Here is an 18512-nt window from a genome sequence, read left to right on the forward strand (position 1 = left end):
GCCTCCTGCTGACGGGTCAGTACTCGGTCGGGATGGGTTCGTAGGCGCCGTTCGACGGCGGGATGTGGAAGGTGCGGATCGTGGCCTCGGCCGCGTCATGGAACGCGGTGATGGCCGCGGTGGCCCCGTCGCCCCCGTGCGCGAACGCCACCGATGCTACCGCGACGTACTGGGGGTCGTCGGCGGGGAAGACGCCCGCGAAGGAGTTGACGTAGTCGGTGCGGTAGGCCCCCGTCGCCGGGTCGACCTGCTCGGCCGTGCCCGTCTTCCCCGCGACGCGGTAGCCGGGAATCGCGACGATGTCCTTGAACCAGGCCTCGTTCGCGACCACCTCGAGCATGTTCATCACCTGCTTCGAGGTCTCGGGCGTCACCGCCTGCACGGGATCGCCGTGATCGAGCACGCTCCTCTTGCCATCGACATCGGTGCAGCTGCGCACGATGCTCGGCGGCACCCGCTCCCCTCCGTTCGCGATCGCCTGATAGACGCCCGCGGTCTGCACGATGGTCGAGGAGAGGCCCTGCCCGAACATCGTGTTGTAGGCGGTCTGCCGGTCCCAGTCCTCGACCGGCGCGAGCATGCCCGAATCCTCGAGCGGCATTCCCGCCTCGGTCGAGGTGCCGATGCCGAAGCGCTTCAGGTAGTCGTAGCGCACCTCGGGGCTCAGCTGGGCGCCCAGCATCGAGGTGCCGACGTTGGATGACTGCGTGAGGATGCCGGTGAGCGTCCATTGCATCGGCGGGTGCGAGAAGGAGTCTCCGAAGCGCACGCCCGGTTCGGGTTGGAGGTGATCGGGCGTGAGGTTCGGCGTGGTCGGCGTCGCGACCCCCTGGTCGATGAGGGCGGCTGCGGTGATCGTCTTGAAGGTCGATCCCGGTTCGTACGGCGAGGTGAAGGATCGTGCTTCGCGCTTGTTGCCGTCGGAGGCGTCGACGTCGTTCGGGTCGACCGAGCCGTCCTCGGCGACGGCGACGAGCTCGCCGGTCTTCGCGTTCATGACCACGAGCAGGCCCCACTCGGCGTCCACCTTCTGCACCTGCTTGTTGATGGCCTGCTGGGCCTCCCACTGCAGGTCGCGGTCGATGACCAACTCGACGGTGCCGCCGTTCACGGCCTTCTTCGTGACGACGACGCTGCCGGGCAGCGGCACGCCGTCCGCGCTCCGCTCGTACTCCTCCGTGCCGTCGGTTCCCGTGAGGCAGGCGTCCTGCGAGACCTCCACGCCGGCCTGGGGCTCGCCGTCGGCGCCCGAGAAGCCGAGGATGTTGCCCGCGATCGCGCCGTTCGGGTAGGTGCGCTTGTGCTGGCCCTCGAAGGTGAGCCAGGGGATCTGCAGCTCCTTGAGCGCCGTCAGCTGCGTGAGATCGACCGAGCGCTTGACGTAGGCGAAGTCGGACTTCGGGTTCTCGGCGAGCGCGTCGTCGACGATCTTCTCGATCTCGTCGGCCGTCTGGCCCGTGATCGCCCCGATCTCCGCGAAGGCGTCCTTCGCCTCGACCTCCACCGTGCCGATGCCGTTCGGATCGGCGCGGTAGAACCTGCCGCCGTTCAGCTGGGTGTTCTTGGGCGACAGCTGCACATCGTAGCGCTCGTCGGTCGTGGCGAGCACCTCGCCGTTCCGGTCGACGATGTCGCCGCGCACGCTCGGGATCGTCACGGGCACGGCGCGCTTGTCCTTGGCGTCGGCGTTGAGTGCCGACGCCGAGACGATCTGCACGTCCACGAGCCGCACGAGGAAGGCGAGCGAAGCGATGACGATCAGACCGAGCGCCAGGACGCGCCTCGCCCGCGCTGCGCGCCGTTCGTTCACCTGCTCCGCTCCTCACTGCGCCCCGGTCGCGGGATGCGCGTCGTTCCGTGCTGCACGCCGGCCCCGGCTCAGTGCGTATCCGGGGCCGGAAGCGCGCCCTTCCAACGTACCGGGGTCTGGTCGACGGTGGCTGTGGCCGCGCGCGGCACGAGCAGGCCCTCCGTGTCCACCACAGGCATCGACGCGAGGGTCGAGTTGGGCACGAGGTTCGGCTCGACCTCCGAGGCCTTCGTCTCGAAGGAGCCCATGATCGCGCCGTCGCTCAGGCGCAGCGCCGCCGGGCTGGCGTTCTGCACCATGCCGAGCTTCGCCGCGTTATCGGCGAGGTTCTGCGGCGAGGAGAGCTTGTCGACGTTCTGCGAGAGCACGCGCTGCACGCGTCCGAGGTCGCGCTGCTCGATCTCGAGCGCGCGCATCTCGTAGGCGCCCTGGGAGACCGTGATGCTGAGCCCCAGCTGCGCCGCGAGGATCGCGAGCACGATGCCGACCGCGACGAGCGCCGCGGCGAGCGGGCTGCGCGCACGGCGCTTGGCCGGCAGCGGAGCCGGGCGGAGGTGCCGCTCGGGCTCGCCGCCGCGCTCGGGGGCAGGCTGCCGGCCGTCCGCGATCAGACGGCGCAGGTCGATGCGCGCCGGGGCGATGCCGCTCATCGGACGGCCTCCCGCACGCGCTCGGCTGCGCGCAGGCGCACCGGGATGGCGCGGGGATTGCGCTCCCGCTCATCGTCGGGCGCGAGTTCCGCACCCCGGGTGAGCAGTCGCAGCTCGGGCCTGTGCTCGGGCAGCTCCATCGGCAGCCCGGGCGGAGCCGTCGACTTGGAGCGGCCCGTCAGCTCGCGCTTCACGAGGCGGTCCTCGAGCGACTGGTACGACATCACGACGATGCGGCCTCCGAGGTTCAGCAGATCGACTGCGGCAGGGATCGCGCGTTCGAGCACTGCGAGCTCGCCGTTCACCTCGACGCGCAGCGCCTGGAAGACTCGCTTGGCCGGGTGCCGCTGATCGCGCACAGCGGCGGGCGTGGCCCGCTGCAGCACGTCGACGAGCTGCCCGCTGCGCTCGATGGGCGCCTCCGCGCGCGCGGCGACGATCGCCCTGGCGTAGCGCCCGGCCAGGGGCTCCTCGCCGTAGCGTTCGAAGATGGCGCGCAGGCGCCCCTCGGGCGCGGTCGCGAGCACCTCGGCCGCGGTCTCGCCGCGGCTCTGATCCATCCGCATGTCCAGGGGAGCGTCCTGCGCGTAGGCGAAGCCTCGCTCGGCCTCGTCGAGCTGCAGCGATGAGACGCCGAGATCGAAGAGCGCGCCGTCGATGCGGTCGAAGCCGGCCCCGCGCACCGCATCGACGATCTCATCGTAGACGGCGTGCACGCGGATCGCGCGGTCGCCGAAGCGCTCGAGCCTGCGCCCGGCGAGTTCGAGGGCTTCGGGATCCCTGTCGAGACCGATGAGGGTGAGCCCCGGGTGCGCTTCGAGGAGCGGCTCGCTGTGCCCGCCCATCCCGAGCGTGGCGTCGACGACGACTGCGCCCTCGCAGGCGGCTGCGGGCGCGAGCAGTTCGAGGCAGCGCGCGAGGAGCACAGGGGTGTGCAGCGCGCTGGGGTCGCGTGGGGTGGTGTGCATCATGGATCCGGGCTAGAACATGCCCGGGATCACCTCCTCCTCGATGTCGGAGAACGCCGCTTCCTGCTCGCTCAGGTACTTCTGCCAGGCATCCGCGTCCCAGATCTCTGCGCGCGAGCCCGCGCCGATCACGGCGAGCTCGCGGTCGAGGCCCGCGTACTCGCGGAGGGAGACGGGGATCGTCACGCGGTGCTGCTTGTCGGGGGTCTCGGGGTGCGCGCCCGAGAGGAACACGCGCAGGTAGTCGCGAGCCTGCTTCGAGGTGACGGGCGCCTGCCTGATGCGGTCGTGCATCTCGGCGAACTCGCGCTCGCTGAAGAGGTAGAGGCAGCGCTCCTGCCCGCGGGTCATGACGAGGCCGTCCGCGAGTTCGTCGCGGAACTTGGCGGGGAGGATGACGCGGCCCTTGTCGTCCAGTCTGGGCGTGAAGGTACCGAGGAACATCCGGCTGCCTCCCTCCCGCGACGATCGTTGAGGCCCCAGACTACTCCACTTTCCTCCACTTCACGCATTTTTCCTCCCCCCGCCACTCCCCCAGGGCGCGTCGAGCCTCGGCACATCCTTGAGAACACAGGCAGAACAAGGCCCGGCGGGCGAGGGATCAGGTCGACCCGCGCCCGGACCGAACGCCCGTGGGCAGCACCGAGAGAGGCCATGACCGCAAGAAAAGCGCGTGCGAAGACCCGTGAGAGCGTCGCTCGGGGCCCGGGTGGAGGAAAGTGGAGTCACGGTGTCGGTCTCCGCGCCGCCCGGGCGGCGCTCATCTCTCATCGAGACCGACGGTTTCAGCGGGACCGACTGTTTCAGGGGCGCTGGAACCGTCGGTCTCGCCGGAACAGTCGTTCTCGGCGCAGACCAGGGATCCCGACGCGAAAGGGGTGCATCGTCTGTGCGGGCGCCGTTGAGCGATTCGGTACAGCAGGGCACAGGGCACAGAAAAAGGGACCGCGGTCACCCGCGATCCCTCAATTCCCGTATGCGACTAGCGGTCGCCCTCCATGCGCTCGTCCCAGCGGCGCTCCATGCGCTCGCTGAACGTCTCGCGGCTCTCGCGCTTCGGCGACTCGCCGCTCGGGCGGTCGGGGCGCGCCTCCGCATCGTCGGGCTCGGAACCACGCGCGGTCATGAGGAGCACGCCGCCCACCATCACCGCGAAGCCGATCAGCCCCAACCAGAGCTGCTGCGCCGCCACGCCGCCCACGAGCACGCCGATGCCGACGAGCACCACGATGATGCCCAGGACCAGCGATCGGTAGTTGATGCGACGGCGGCCGCTGACGCCCGCCTCCATCACGTCGGCCTCGCTCTGATAGAAGCCTCGCTCCATCTCTTCAAGCAGCCGCTGCTCGTGCTCGGAAAGAGCCATGGCGCCTCCTCGGGCGAGTGGGTGGTTGTTTCCTTACGAGTCTACCGCTTCGCAACCGCGGCTAGGCTAGTCGCGTGCATGAAACAACCCGACTCGCAGGGCTCGTACAGGAGCGCATCGGAGATACGATCGCCGCTCACCGGCAGGCGCTCGAGCCGCTCGGAGACGACGCCGGGCCGCTGCTCGACGAGGCGCTCGGATTCCTGACTGGCGGAAAGCGCTTCCGCGCCCAGTTCGCGGCGCTCGGCTACCGCGCGGTACGCCCCCTCGATCTCGCGGGCGATATCGACGCAGAGCTGGAGGCCGTGCTCGACGCGGCGTGCGCGCTCGAGTTCTTCCACGCCGCTGCGCTGATCCACGACGATGTCATCGACCGCTCCGACACCCGTCGCGGCCGCCCCGCCGTGCACCGCATCTTCGCGGCCATGCATCGTGAGCACTCGCTGCGCGGCGACTCGGATCACTTCGGTCTCGCCGGCGCGATCCTGCTCGGCGACCTGCTGCAGTCGTGGGCCGACGAGCTCATGCAGGCGGCGTGCGACGCGATCGAGGATCGGAGCGCGGCCCGGCGCGCCCGCGCGCACTTCAACCGCATGCGCAGCGAGGTCGCCGTCGGGCAGTACCTCGACGTGCTCGAGGAGCAGCGCCCCTTCTTCGCACCCCACGAGGAGCAGCTGAGCCGATCGACTCGCGTGCTCGTCTACAAGTCGGCGAAGTACAGCGTCGAGGCCCCGCTGCTCATCGGTGCGGCTCTCGCGGGCGCCGATGAGGCGCAGGAGGCGGCGCTCGCCGATTTCGGGCTGCCCGTCGGCGTCGCCTTCCAGCTGCGCGACGATCTGCTCGGGGTGTTCGGCGACGAGGAGCTCACCGGCAAGCCGAGCGGCGACGATCTCGTCGAGGGCAAGCGCACCGTTCTCGTGACCCTGGCCCGCGAGAACCTGCCGAACACGCAGCGCCGCATCTTCGACGACCTGCTGGGCAGCGGCCTCGACCCCGAGCAGATCTTCATCCTGCAGCGGACCATCCGCGAGAGCGGAGCTGTCGAACAGGTCGAGGAGATGATCTCGCGCAACGTGCATCGCGCGACCTCGGCACTCGGCGGCGCGCCGGTCCGCGGCGATGCCGCCGGGCTGCTCGTGCAGCTCGCGGAGCGCGCGGCGAGGCGAAGCGCCTGAGAGGCGCCCGGAGGCGCAGCGGGGCGACGACCTCCGATGTCGGGGCCGAGCGCCGACCGACGTCAGAAGGCGAGCGACTGCGTGGCTCGGCGCACCGCGCTCTTCCGCCCGGCGTTCAGGGCGGCCACGGGGCGCTCCCCGAGCTCCTCATTCTCCTCGAGCAGCCATGCGACCGCCTCATCCTCGGCGAAGCCCGCGTCGAGCAGCACCAGCAGCGTGCCGCGCAGCGAGGGCAGGGGCTGATCGCCCTGCACGAACTCGGCGGGAACCTTGAGCACGCCGTCGACTCGCACGGCCGCGAGGTGGTGGTCCTCGATGAGCCGGTGCACCTTGCCTGGGCTCAGGTCGAAGCGCTCGACCAGTTCGGGGATCGTCAGATACTCGGTCGTGGAATTCTCGGACACGCTTCAACTCTGCCAGCGGAATCGGAGCCGCGCAACGCGCCGGCCCGATTCGCGCGCACCCGGCGCGCGGCGAGCGCCCTCCCACGATCTGCCCGTAGAATCTGGGCGTGAACTCCGTGCCGACCGACCCCGTCATCGGGCAGACGCTCGACGGGCGATACGCGATCCGTTCGCGCATCGCGCGGGGCGGGATGGCGATGGTGTACCTCGCGAACGATCTGCGCCTCGAGCGGCGCGTCGCGGTCAAGGTCATGCATCCGCACCTCGCAGAGGACGAGAACTTCACGCGCCGCTTCGAGCAGGAGGCGCGCAGCGCAGCGGGGCTCTCGCACCCGAATCTCGTCGGCGTGTTCGATCAGGGCCACGACGCCGGCCGCACCTATCTGGTCATGGAGTACCTGCCGAGCATCACGCTGCGCGATCTGCTCAAGCAGCAGAAGCGCCTCACCGCCGATCAGGCGATGGAGATCGGCGAGGCCGTGCTCTCGGGGCTCGCCGCGGCGCACAGCGCGGGGATCGTGCACCGCGACCTGAAGCCGGAGAACGTGCTGCTCGCAGACGACGGCCGTATCAAGCTCGGCGACTTCGGCCTCGCCCGCGCGGTCAGCGCGAACACGACCACAGGGCAGGCGCTGCTCGGCACGATCGCCTACCTCTCCCCCGAGCTGGTGACGCGCGGCGTCGCCGACGCCCGCAGCGACCTGTACGCATTCGGCATCATGCTCTACGAGATGCTCACGGGCGAGCAGCCCTTCACAGGCGAGCAGCCCATGCAGATCGCCTACCAGCACGCGCATTCCGAGGTTCCCGCGCCGTCTCTGAAGAGCGACGAGGCCACCCCGGAGCTCGACGAGCTGGTGCGGTGGACCACGCAGCGCGAGCCCGAGTTGCGTCCGATCGACGCCGGGGAGGCGCTCGAGTTCCTCTCGGCGCTGCGGCAGGGGGCCGCGGTTCCCGCGCACACCAGGGTGCTGCCCTCCGCCGACGAGACCTCCGTGCTCGCGACTCCCTCGACCTCGGTGCTCGAACCGGCGCAGCAGGAACGCCTCGCAGCCGCGGGGGGCGGCGCCGACGATCACGAGACCGGGCGCGTCGCCCCGGCCACCCCGGCGGACCGCGCTGCGGACGCCGGGCGCACGCGCGCGGCCAGGGGCCGCATCATCGCGACCGTCGTCACCGTGCTGATCGCGCTCGCGGGCGGGGCAGGCTGGTGGTTCGGGCAGGGACCGGGCGCGCAGGCGACCGTGCCCGATGTCGCCGGCTCCGATATGGAGGCCGCCAACGCCATGCTCGCCGAGAACGATCTGCTCGCCGAGGTGTTCGAATGCTCGAGCCTCGAGGTGCCGGCCGGCCAGGCCGTGCGCACGGAGCCGGAGGCCGGCAGCCGCCTGGATCGCGGCAGCACGGTGCGGCTCTGCCAGTCGACCGGGCCCGAGATGCTGCCGGTGCCCACCCTGGTCGGTCTCCAGGTCGATGAGGCCGAGCGGGCCATCGAGGATGCGGGATTCACCTTCGGCAAGGTGCTCGAGGAGCGCTTCGGCGAGGAGCCCGAGGGTACCGTGCTCGCTGCGCTCGACGCGTCGGGCACCGGTCTCGGCGAGAGCTACGCCGAGCAGGGCAGCATCGACCTCATCGTGTCAGCGGGCCCGATCCCCGATGTCGCGGGCCTCACGCAGGAGCGGGCGACCTCGGTGCTCGCGGCCAGCGATCTGCACGTCGACGCGGCGCTCGCGCAGGAGGAGCACAGCGAAGACGTACCCGAGGGCCAGGTCATCGGGGTGGCGCTCGCCTCCGACACGGTGAAGCCGGGCGACGCCGTAGGCCTGCGGGTCTCGCTCGGTCCCGAGTTGTTCGCGATCCCCGACGTCGCCGGCATGCCGTTGCAGGACGCGATGAACACCCTCTCCCAGGCGGGCTTCTCCCCCACGACGCTCGTACCCGACAGCTTCCGCGGCTTCGCCGAGGCCACCGGCACCGACCCGGCCGCGGGAACCGAGGTGCGGGCAGGCGCAGAGATCCGCGTCAAGAGCACCGTCAGGCTCTGAGCCGGCTCTGATGCGCCCGGGCTCCGTGCCGCTGTCGGCTCGGCGATCGGGACGGACGCGGCGAGGGATCCCCTTCGCGTCGCGGCGAGGGATCCCCGTCGGAACATCCGCGAGGGATCGGCCGCGCACGCACGCTGATACGACGGAAGCGGGGCCGCAGGATGAACCCGCGGCCCCGCTTCACCCGGAGCTTCGCCCGGAGGGGAGGATCAGCGCCCGAGGCGCTTGAGCTCCTCGGCGACGAGGAACGCGAGCTCCAGCGACTGCCGGTGGTTGAGACGCGGGTCGCAGAGCGACTCGTAGCGAGTGGCCAGCGCCTCCTCGTCGATGTTCTCGGATCCGCCGAGGCACTCGGTGACATCGTCGCCCGTCAGCTCGACGTGGATGCCGCCGGGGATCGTACCCGCCTCGCGGTGCGCCTCGAAGAAGCCCAGGAGCTCGTCCATGACATCGTCGAAGCGGCGCGTCTTGTAGCCGGTCGCGGTGGTGAGGCCGTTGCCGTGCATCGGGTCGGTGACCCAGAGCGGGGTCGCGCCCGCGTCGCGCACGCCCTCGAGGAGGCCGGGAAGCACGTCGCGGATCTTGCCCGCGCCCATGCGCGTCACGAAGGTGAGGCGGCCGGGCTCGCGCTCGGGGTCGAGCTTGTCGATGAGGCGCAGGGCGTCGTCGACGGTGCTCGTCGGACCGAGCTTGACCGCGATCGGATTGCGCACGTGTGACAGGAACTCGACGTGCGCGCCGTCGAGCTGACGGGTGCGCTCGCCGATCCACAGCATGTGGGCCGAGGTGTCGTAGAGATCACCGGTGCGCGAGTCGACGCGCACGAGCGGCCGCTCGTAGTCGAGCAGCAGGGCCTCGTGGCTGACGTAGAACTCGGTCTGGGAGAGCGCGGCGCTCTCGACGCCGCAGGCGTCCATGAACTTCAGCGCGCGGTCGATCTCGGCGGCCAGCGACTCGTAGCGCTGGTTCGCGGGGTTCGAGACGAAGCCCTGGTTCCAGGCGTGCACCTGGCGCAGATCGGCGAAACCGCCCTGCGTGAAGGCGCGGATCAGGTTGAGCGTGGAGGCCGAGACGTGGTAGCCCCGCACCAGACGCGAGGGATCCGCGGTGCGCGACTCCGGGGTGAAGTCGTAGCCGTTCACGATATCGCCGCGGAACGCGGGGAGGGTCACGCCCTCGCGGGTCTCCGTGTCGCTCGAACGCGGCTTCGCGAACTGCCCGGCCATGCGCCCCACCTTGATGACCGGCATCGAAGCGCCGTAGGTGAGCACGACGGCCATCTGCAGCAGCGTCTTCACGCGGTCGCGGATCTTGTCGGCCGTCGCCGCCTCGAAGGTCTCGGCGCAGTCGCCGCCCTGCAGCAGGAAGGCCTCGCCGCGGGCCGCGGCCGCGAGACGCTCGCGCAGCTGATCGGCCTCGCCCGCGAAGACGAGCGGCGGCTGGGTGGCGAGCTCGGCGGACGCCGCGGCGACCGCCGCGGGATCGGGCCAGCTCGGCTGCTGCTTCGCCTCGAGCGCCCGATAGGCGTCGAGCTCGGCGAACGCGCTGGCGGAGGCGGTGTCGTGAGTCTGACTCGTCATCGGGATCCTTCAAAGATGTGTGCGAAGCGGATGGGATGGCGCACAACGGCACCGTCGCGGCCTGAACCGCAACCCCTCAAGCCTACTACCCGGAGCCCCCGCGAGCGCTCAGGCGCGGGATCGTACGCTCGAGGCGTAGACATCGTCGTACTGCTGCCCGCTCAGACGCTGGATCTCGAGCATGATCTCGTCGGTCACGCTCCTGAGCACGAAGCGGTCGGCGCTCATGCCCGCGAAACGCGAGAAGTCGAGCGGCTTGCCGATGACCGTGCCGATGCGGCGCACCTTCGGGAACTTCGCGCCGATCGGCATCGCCTTCTCGGTATCGATCATCACGGCGGGCACCACGAGGGCGCCCGACTCGAGCACGAGCCGGGCGACACCGGTGCGTCCCCGGTAGAGCTGCGCGTCAGGGCTGCGGGTGCCCTCGGGGTAGATGCCGAGCACGTCACCGCGATCGAGCACGCCGAGACCCGTGTTCAGCGAGGCCTCCGAGGCCTTGCCGCCCGAGCGGTCGATGGGCAGCTGGCCGACGGCGAGCATGAACGACTTCACGAGCCGCCCCTTGATCCCCCGCCCGGTGAAGTAGTCGCTCTTCGCGAGGAAGTAGACGCGTCGGTCGATCATGAGCGGCATGAAGAACGAGTCGATGACCGACAGGTGATTCCCCACAATGATCACGGGGCCGGAGGCCGGAATATTCTCGGCACCCTCCACCCACGGCCGATACACCGTTTTCAGAAACGGCCCGATGATCAGGTGTTTGAAGATCCAGTACAGCACGCTCGGCGGTTTCCTCTCGACTCCGAACAGAATAGCCGAGCCGCCGACCCCGCAGGGTAATGCGTATAGGCTGATTGCAGAACGAGAGAGCGGATCGCCCCGCGACCCGCTCCGACGACGACCGGTACAGAGGTATCAAAGGAGCTGCCCCGTGCAACAGTCAGAGACCCCGATCCGCATCGCCCCGGTTCCCGAGGACAACATCACCGACCTGCTCGAGCAGCGCGTCGCGGCCACCCCGGATCGCGTGCTCTTCGCGGTGCCGCAGGGCAGCGGCTGGCGCGACATCGATGCGACGGAGTTCCGCAGGCAGGTCGTCGCGACGGCCAGGGGGTTCGTCGCGGCCGGCGTGGCCCCGGGAGACCATATCGGCTTCATGTGCAAGACGAGCTACGAGTGGACGCTCGTCGACTTCGCCCTGCACTACGCGGGCGCCGTCATGGTGCCGATCTACGAGACCTCGTCATCGCTGCAGATCCACTGGATCCTCGAGGACTCCGAGGCGCGCGGCATCATCACCGAGACCGCCGAGCACGCCGAGCGCTTCCACGAGATCTCGACCGAACTCCCGGCGGTCGAGCTCTCCTGGCGTCTCGACGAGGGCGCGCTCGCCCAGCTGCAGGAGCGCGGCGCGAGCGTCACCGACGAGGAGATCGAACGCCGTCGCAACCTCGCCGTCGGCGGAGACATCGCGACGCTCATCTACACCTCCGGCTCGACGGGCCGCCCGAAGGGCTGCGTGCTCACGCACTCCAACTTCGTGGACCTCTCCCGCAACTCGGCCGCCGCCCTCACCGACGTCGTGGAGCAGCCCGGCTCCTCGACGCTGCTCTTCGTGACGCTGGCGCACGTCTTCGCCCGCTTCATCTCGGTGCTCGCCGTGCACGCGGGCGTGCGGGTGGGCCACCAGGCCGATACGAGCCAGCTGCTGCCGGCCCTCGGCTCGTTCAAGCCGACCTTCCTGCTCGCCGTGCCGCGCGTCTTCGAGAAGGTCTACAACTCCGCCGAGCAGAAGACCGAGGCGGAGGGCAAGGGCAACATCTTCCGTGCGGCCGCGAAGGTCGCCGTCGAGCACTCCGAAGCGCTCGACGCGGGCCGCGTGCCGTTCATGCTCGGCCTGAAGTTCAAGCTGTTCGACAAGCTCGTCTACGGGAAGCTGCGCGAGAGGCTCGGCGGACGCGTGCGCTACGCCGTCTCGGGCTCGGCACCGCTCAGCCACTACCTGGGGCACTTCTACCGCAGCCTCGGCGTGAAGATCCTGGAGGGCTACGGCCTCACCGAGACCACGGCCCCGGTCACCGTGAACCTCCCCGACAAGTTCAAGATCGGCACCGTCGGCCCGGCCCTCCCCGGTCACACCGTGCGCATCGCGGAGGACGGCGAGATCGAGGTCAAGGGCCTCGACGTCTTCCGGGAGTACTGGAAGAACCCCGAGGCGACGCGGTCCGTCTTCACCGACGACGGCTTCTTCCGCACCGGCGACCTCGGATCCCTCGACTCCGACGGATACCTCTCGATCACCGGCCGCAAGAAGGAGATCATCGTCACTGCGGGCGGCAAGAACGTGGCGCCCGCAGTGCTCGAGGATCCGATCCGGTCGAACACGATCATCGGTCAGGTCGTGGTGGTGGGCGACCAGAAGCCTTTCATCGCCGCGCTCGTCACCCTGGACCCCGAGATGCTGCCCGCGTGGCTCTCGAATCACGGTGAGGATCCGAAGATGACGCTCGAGGAGGCCTCGCGCCACCCCAAGGTGCTCGAAGAGGTGCAGCGAGCGATCGACCACGGCAACAGCTACGTCTCGCGGGCGGAGTCGATCCGCAAGTTCGTGATCCTGCCCACCGAGTTCATCGAGGCGAACGGGCACCTGACTCCGAAGATGAGCATCAAGCGCGACAACATCCTGCGCGACTTCTCGGGCGAGATCGCGAAGATCTACGGCGACAACCCTCAAACCATCGCCGTCTCCGTGCAGCAGTAGCCGGGGAGGGCGATGGGCCGGTTCAGAACCAGGAGGCCGTGCGGATGCGGCGCATCGCTTCGCCCCGCGTCTCCCGGTCGAGCCTGCTGAGGTAGAGCTTGCCGTCGAGGTGGTCGCACTCGTGCTGCAGAGCCTGCGCAAGCAGCCCCTCCCCCGAGATCACGACCTCGGCGCCGTCGAGATCGATGCCGCGGACGGTCGCGCGCGGGTGGCGCATGACCTCGAACCACAGCTCCGGCACTGAGAGGCAGCCCTCGCCCGTCGGTACAGGGTCGCCCTCGAGCGCGACGATCTCGGGGTTCAGCACGTAGCTGACCTCGCCATCGATGTGCAGGCTGAACGCTCGCTGCGTGTAGCCGATCTGCGTGGACGCGAGCCCTGCCCTGCCGTCGAAGGCGACGGTGTCGCACAGGTCGGCGACGAGCGCGCGCACGCCGTCGTCGATCTTGAGGATCGGCTCGCACACCGTGCGGAGGACGGGATCGCCGAACAGCCGGATTTCACGAATCGCCATGACAACCGAGTGTATCCTGCCCGGCACCGGCGTCGTGCGCACGAGGAGGGCCGCACCCCTGTCCGGGATGCGGCCCTCCTGCCCGAGAGACGCTCGCCTACTCGACGACGACGATCAGGTCGCCGGCGTCGACCGACCTGGCCCCGTCGAACACGACGCGCTGCACCGTGCCCGAGACCGGAGCGGTGATCGCGGCCTCCATCTTCATCGCCTCGATCGTGGCGACGGGCTGGCCTGCCTCGACCGCGTCTCCGACCTGGACCTTCACGGTGACCGTGCCCGAGAAGGGCGCGGCGACGTGGCCGGGGAGGGTGCGATCGGCCTTCTCGGCCACCGGCGCGGAGACGGCCACCCGCTCGTCCTTCACGAACACCTGCCGCAGCTGGCCGTTCACCTTCAGCATGACGGTGCGCACGCCCTTGTCGTCGGCCTCGCCGATCGCTTCGAGCCCGATGTACAGGCGCACGCCCTTCGCGAGATCGAGCACGTGCTCCTGGCCCGGCTCGAGACCGTAGAGGTAGTCGGCCGTCTCGAGCACCGAGACGTCGCCGAACTGCTCGCGCGCGGCCTCGAACTGGCGCGTGGGCTGCGGGAAGAGCAGACGGTTCAGCGTGGCGCGGCGTTCCAGGCTCGTCCCGTCGAGCAGCGCGGCATCCTCGTCACTGATGGGAGCGACCTCGATGTTCACGCTGCGTCCGTCGAGCACCTTCGAACGGAAGGGCTCGGGCCAGCCGCCGGGGATCTCGCCCAGCTCGCCCGCGAGGAAGCCCACCACCGAGTCGGGGATGTCGTACTTCCCGGGGTTCGCCTCGAAGTCGGCGGGATCGGCGTCGACCGCAGCGAGGTGCAGGGCGAGATCACCCACGACCTTCGATGAGGGCGTCACCTTCGGGATGCGACCGAGGATGCGATCCGATGCCGCGTACATGTCCTCGATCTTCTCGAAGTTGTCGGCGAGGCCCAGCGCGATCGCCTGCTGCCGCAGGTTGGAGAGCTGGCCGCCGGGGATCTCGTGCGTGTACACGCGTCCGGTCGGCGACGGCAGCCCCGACTCGAACGGCTTGTACAGCGTGCGCACCGCGTCCCAGTAGGGCTCGAGCGCGTAGACGGCCTCCTGCGAGAGCCCGGTGTCGCGGTCGGTGTCGGCGAGCGCCGCCACGAGCGCCGAGAGCGAGGGCTGGCTCGTGGTGCCCGACATCGGCGCCGAGGCGACGTCGACGGCGTCGACGCCGGCCTGCGAGGCCGCGAGCAGAGTCGCGAGCTGGCCGCCCGGGGTGTCGTGGGTGTGCAGGTGCACCGGCAGATCGAAGCGCTCGCGCAGCGCCGTGACGAGCTTCGCCGCCGCGGCGGGGCGCAGGAGGCCCGCCATGTCCTTGATCGCGAGCACGTGCGCACCCGCCTCCACGATCTGGTCGGCGAGCTGCAGGTAGTAGTCGAGGGTGTACTTGTCCTCGGACGGTGAGAGCAGGTTGCCGGTGTAGGCCATCGCCACCTCGGCGACCGCCGTACCCGTCTCTCGCACGGCCTCGATCGCGACACGCATCTGGTTCACGTCGTTGAGCGCGTCGAAGATGCGGAAGATGTCGATGCCGGTCTCGGCCGCCTCCTTCACGAAGGCGCGGGCGACCTTCGCGGGGTAGGGCGTGTAGCCGACGGTGTTCTGACCGCGGAGCAGCATCTGGATCGGCACGTTCGGCAGCGCCTCGCGCAGCGCGGCGAGTCGTTCCCAGGGATCCTCGCCGAGGAAGCGGAGCGCGACGTCGTAGGTCGCGCCGCCCCATGCCTCGACCGAGAGCAGCTGGGGCGTGAGGCGCGCCACGTACGGTGCGACCCTGACGAGATCCCTCGTGCGCACGCGCGTCGCGAGCAGCGACTGGTGCGCGTCGCGGAAGGTGGTCTCGGTGACCGCGAGGGCCTTCTGCTCGCGCAGCGCCTTCGCGAAGCCCTCGGGACCGAGCTCGACGAGCTTCTCGCGGTGGCCCACCGGCGCGGTCTGCGACAGGTCGACGACCGGCAGCTTCGACGCAGGCTCGGCGTGCGAGCCGCGCACCCCGTTGGGCTGGTTCACGGTCACGTTGGCGACATGCTGCAGCAGGCGCGTGGCGCGGTCCTTGGGCTTGTTCATGTCGAGCAGCTCGGGGCGCTCCTCGATGAACTTCGTCGACACGTCGCCCGCGCGGAACGCGTCGTCGGCCAGCACGGCCTGCAGGAACGGGATGTTCGTCGCGACCCCGCGGATGCGGAACTCGGCGAGAGCGCGCTGCGCGCGGATCACGGCGTCCTGGAAGGTGCGGCCGCGGCAGGTGAGCTTCGCGAGCATCGAGTCGAAGTGCGGACTGATCTGCGCGCCCGCGTTGATCGTGCCGCCGTCGAGGCGCACCCCGCCGCCGCCCGGCGAGCGGTACGCCGTGATACGGCCCAGGTCGGGGCGGAACCCGTTCGCGGGGTCCTCGGTCGTGATGCGGCACTGCAGCGCCGCTCCACGCAGCTGGATGTCCTCCTGGCGCAGTTCGAGCTCCTCGAGCGTCTCCCCGGACGCGATGCGCATCTGCGCGCGCACGAGGTCGACATCGGTGACCTCCTCGGTGACGGTGTGCTCGACCTGGATGCGGGGGTTCATCTCGATGAACACGTGCTTGCCCGCGCGCTCGCCCTCGGTGTCGAGCAGGAACTCCACCGTGCCGGCGTTCTCGTAGCCGATCGACTTCGCGAACGCGATCGCATCGCGCGTCAGCCTGTCGCGGATCGCGGGATCGAGGTTCGGGGCGGGCGCGATCTCGACGACCTTCTGGTGACGGCGCTGCACCGAGCAGTCGCGCTCGTAGAGGTGCACCGTCGCGCCCGTCTTGTCCGCGAGCACCTGCACCTCGATGTGTCGGGGGCGCAGCACGGCCTGCTCGATGAACATGGTCGGATCGCCGAAAGCCGACTCCGCCTCGCGCATCGCCGATTCGAGGGCGTCGCGCAGATCCTCCTCGCGCTCGACGCGCCGCATGCCGCGGCCGCCGCCACCCGCGACCGCCTTCGCGAACACGGGGAAGCCGATCTCACGGGCGCCCTCGATGAGGGCCTCGATATCGGTCGACGGAGGCGTCGACTGCAGCACCGGAACGCCGGCCGCGATCGCGTGCTCCTTCGCGGCCACCTTGTTGCCCGCCATCTCCAGCGCCTGACGGCCCGGACCGATGAAACGGATCCCGGCGGCCTCGGCCGCGGCCGCGAGCTCGGGGTTCTCCGAGAGGAAGCCGTAGCCCGGGTAGATCGCGTCCGCGCCGGACTCCTTCGCCACGCGCACGATCTCCGCGACGTCGAGATAGGCGCGCACCGGGTGCCCCTCCTCGCCGATGAGATACGCCTCGTCGGCCTTCAGCCGATGCAGCGAATTCCGGTCCTCATACGGGAACACCGCGACGGTCGACGCGCCCAGCTCATGAGCAGCGCGGAACGCACGAATCGCGATCTCACCACGATTGGCAACGAGAACCTTCTTGAACATGCAGGAATACCCCTCTGTAATCTGAACCACATCGCCGGCTGCCCAGACCGAAGATCTTTCGATATCAAGATACATGCTAGCGAGGCCCGAGCGGGTTCGAACCGCATCTCTCTCGGGATCCCTCGCGGATCCCCAGCCCGCATCGTCTAAACTCGGGGTGTGCATGTATTGAGTGTGAGCTCCCTGAAGGGCGGCGTCGGCAAGACGACCGTGACGCTTGGCCTCGCCTCCGCGGCGTTCTCCCGCGGTCTGCGAACGCTGGTGGTCGATTTCGACCCGCAGTCGGACGTGTCGACCGGCCTGGACGTGAACCCGGAGGGTCACGCGAACGTCGCCGAGGTGCTGGAGAGCCCCAAGGAGAAGACCGTGCGCGCGGCGATCGCCCACAGCGGCTGGAACCGCTACCACGAGGGCGGGCGCATCGACCTGCTCGTGGGCAGCCCCTCGGCGATCAACTTCGATGGCCCGCACCCGTCGACGCGCGACATCTGGAAGCTCGAGGAGGCGCTGGCCGTCGTCGAGGCCGAGTACGATCTGGTGCTCATCGACTGCGCCCCCTCGCTCAACGCGCTCACCCGCACGGCCTGGGCCGCGAGCGACCGCGTGCTCGTGGTCTCGGAGCCGAGCCTCTTCGCGGTCGCGGCGACCGATCGCGCGCTGCGCGCGATCGAGGAGATCCGCCGTGGCGTGAGCCCCCGTCTGCAGCCGCTCGGCGTGCTCATCAACCGCACCCAGCCGAACTCGATGGAGCATCAGTTCCGCATTCGCGAGCTGCGCGAGATGTTCGGCCCGCTCGTGCTCAACCCGCAGCTGCCCGAGCGCCCGTCGCTGCAGCAGGCGCAGGGTGCGGCGAAGCCGGTGCACATGTGGCCGGGAGAGGCCTCGCAGGAGATGGCGGCCAACTTCGACCTGGTGCTCGATCGCATCCTGCGCTCGGCGGGGATCGACGCGCCTCCCGCCGCTTCCGCGCCGGGACGCACCGCCGCGGTCTCAGAGGACTGAACGCGCTTCCGCACTCGATGCGACGAGAACGGCCCCCGATCCCTCGCCAGCAGGCTTGGGATCGGGGGCCGTTCCGTCCGGGATGGCCCGGTCAGGAGATCTTCTTCCGCGCGGAGCGACGTGCGGCCAGCTCGTCGTCGCCCGATGCATCCTGCCGGTGGTCGTCCATGTCGACGAGCGAGGTCTCGACCTCGCGCAGCACCTTGCCGACGGCGATGCCGAAGACGCCCTGCCCCCGGCTCACGAGGTCGATGACCTCGTCGCCCGTGGTGCAGAGATAGACGCTCGCGCCGTCGCTCATGAGGGTCGTCTGGGAGAGATCGTGCACGCCCGCCTCGTGGAGCTGCGCGACGGCGGTGCGGATCTGCTGCAGCGAGATGCCTGTATCGAGGAGGCGCTTCACGAGCTTCAGTACGAGGATGTCGCGGAAGCCGTAGAGGCGCTGCGAGCCCGAGCCGGCCGCGCCGCGCACTGTCGGCTCGACGAGGCCGGTACGCGCCCAGTAGTCGAGCTGGCGGTAGCTGATGCCGGCCGCGCGGGCCGCGGTCGCGCCCTTGAAACCGCCGTTCTGGTTCGGCTTCGGCAGACCGTCGTCGAACAGCAGCTCGGGGTCGATGGAGATCTTCTCGCCGCCGGGGGTCTGCTCGGGGGTCTCCATGCGCGTCCTTTCTCAGCCGGCGCGGAGCGCGCCGGACTTCAACAACCGTACCGAGCCGGTCGCACCCGTGCAACGACCGC

At 69.8% G+C, this 18512-nt stretch carries 15 protein-coding genes; 4 read left to right on the forward strand and 11 right to left on the reverse strand.

The window, feature by feature from the left end; genetic code table 11:
- Positions 1–16: 16 nt before the first annotated feature.
- The 5 genes from J4H91_RS07900 to J4H91_RS07920 all read right to left on the reverse strand — a co-directional run bounded on the left by J4H91_RS07900 (position 17) and on the right by J4H91_RS07920 (position 4794).
- Positions 17–1810, reverse strand: a complete 1794-nt coding sequence (locus tag J4H91_RS07900; protein ID WP_208045718.1) for a penicillin-binding transpeptidase domain-containing protein — start codon at positions 1808–1810, stop codon at positions 17–19.
- 68 nt (positions 1811–1878) lie between these two features.
- Complete coding sequence (gene ftsL, locus J4H91_RS07905) at positions 1879–2460, reverse strand: cell division protein FtsL (RefSeq protein WP_243752764.1); 582 nt, start codon at positions 2458–2460, stop codon at positions 1879–1881.
- Entirely contained in the window at positions 2457–3431 is a 975-nt protein-coding gene (gene rsmH, locus J4H91_RS07910) for a 16S rRNA (cytosine(1402)-N(4))-methyltransferase RsmH (protein ID WP_208045719.1), read from the reverse strand. The genes ftsL and rsmH overlap by 4 nt, the downstream gene beginning before the upstream one ends.
- 9 nt (positions 3432–3440) lie before the next feature.
- On the reverse strand, positions 3441–3872 hold the full coding sequence (gene mraZ / locus J4H91_RS07915) for a division/cell wall cluster transcriptional repressor MraZ (protein ID WP_208045720.1): 432 nt from the start codon (positions 3870–3872) through the stop codon (positions 3441–3443).
- Between the two features lie 538 nt (positions 3873–4410).
- Complete coding sequence (locus tag J4H91_RS07920) at positions 4411–4794, reverse strand: DUF3040 domain-containing protein (protein ID WP_208045721.1); 384 nt, start codon at positions 4792–4794, stop codon at positions 4411–4413.
- A 74-nt stretch (positions 4795–4868) separates the two neighbouring features.
- Between J4H91_RS07920 and J4H91_RS07925 the strand changes: the two genes are divergently transcribed.
- Positions 4869–5969 carry a polyprenyl synthetase family protein gene (locus J4H91_RS07925; RefSeq protein WP_208045722.1) on the forward strand — a complete coding sequence of 367 codons (1101 nt, stop codon included), beginning with the start codon at positions 4869–4871 and terminating at the stop codon, positions 5967–5969.
- Positions 5970–6031: 62 nt separating this feature from the next.
- On the opposite strand, the gene J4H91_RS07930 is transcribed toward J4H91_RS07925, so the two are convergent.
- A complete protein-coding gene (locus tag J4H91_RS07930; RefSeq protein WP_208045723.1) occupies positions 6032–6373 on the reverse strand; it encodes an Rv2175c family DNA-binding protein in 342 nt (113 codons plus the stop codon).
- Positions 6374–6480: 107 nt separating this feature from the next.
- On the opposite strand from J4H91_RS07930, the gene pknB reads away from it, so the two are divergent.
- Positions 6481–8418, forward strand: coding sequence for a Stk1 family PASTA domain-containing Ser/Thr kinase (gene pknB, locus J4H91_RS07935; protein ID WP_208045724.1), 1938 nt, complete (start codon positions 6481–6483; stop codon positions 8416–8418).
- A 209-nt stretch (positions 8419–8627) separates the two neighbouring features.
- Here pknB and J4H91_RS07940 read toward each other — a convergent pair whose 3' ends face one another.
- Together J4H91_RS07940 and J4H91_RS07945 are read right to left on the reverse strand one after the other, a co-directional pair.
- Positions 8628–9998 carry a class II 3-deoxy-7-phosphoheptulonate synthase gene (locus J4H91_RS07940; protein WP_208045725.1) on the reverse strand — a complete coding sequence of 457 codons (1371 nt, stop codon included), beginning with the start codon at positions 9996–9998 and terminating at the stop codon, positions 8628–8630.
- Between the two features lie 108 nt (positions 9999–10106).
- The gene (locus tag J4H91_RS07945) at positions 10107–10781 is read right to left on the reverse strand and encodes a 1-acyl-sn-glycerol-3-phosphate acyltransferase (protein WP_208045726.1); all 675 of its coding nucleotides are present in this window, start codon (positions 10779–10781) and stop codon (positions 10107–10109) included.
- A gap of 151 nt (positions 10782–10932) precedes the next feature.
- Between J4H91_RS07945 and J4H91_RS07950 the strand changes: the two genes are divergently transcribed.
- Entirely contained in the window at positions 10933–12762 is a 1830-nt protein-coding gene (locus J4H91_RS07950; RefSeq protein WP_208045727.1) for an AMP-binding protein, read from the forward strand.
- Positions 12763–12784: 22 nt separating this feature from the next.
- On the opposite strand, the gene def is transcribed toward J4H91_RS07950, so the two are convergent.
- Positions 12785–13276: a peptide deformylase gene (def, locus tag J4H91_RS07955; RefSeq protein WP_208045728.1), complete on the reverse strand. Its 492-nt coding sequence runs from the start codon at positions 13274–13276 to the stop codon at positions 12785–12787.
- A 97-nt stretch (positions 13277–13373) separates the two neighbouring features.
- On the reverse strand, positions 13374–16772 hold the full coding sequence (locus tag J4H91_RS07960; RefSeq protein WP_208045729.1) for a pyruvate carboxylase: 3399 nt from the start codon (positions 16770–16772) through the stop codon (positions 13374–13376).
- A 159-nt stretch (positions 16773–16931) separates the two neighbouring features.
- On the opposite strand from J4H91_RS07960, the gene J4H91_RS07965 reads away from it, so the two are divergent.
- Positions 16932–17774, forward strand: coding sequence for a ParA family protein (locus J4H91_RS07965; protein ID WP_341783478.1), 843 nt, complete (start codon positions 16932–16934; stop codon positions 17772–17774).
- A gap of 91 nt (positions 17775–17865) precedes the next feature.
- Here J4H91_RS07965 and J4H91_RS07970 read toward each other — a convergent pair whose 3' ends face one another.
- Positions 17866–18432, reverse strand: a complete 567-nt coding sequence (locus J4H91_RS07970) for a MerR family transcriptional regulator (RefSeq protein WP_208045730.1) — start codon at positions 18430–18432, stop codon at positions 17866–17868.
- Positions 18433–18512: the final 80 nt, after the last annotated feature.

The sequence above is a fragment of the Leucobacter ruminantium genome, assembly GCF_017565705.1.
In the GTDB taxonomy this organism is placed as follows: Bacteria; Actinomycetota; Actinomycetes; order Actinomycetales; family Microbacteriaceae; genus Leucobacter; species Leucobacter ruminantium.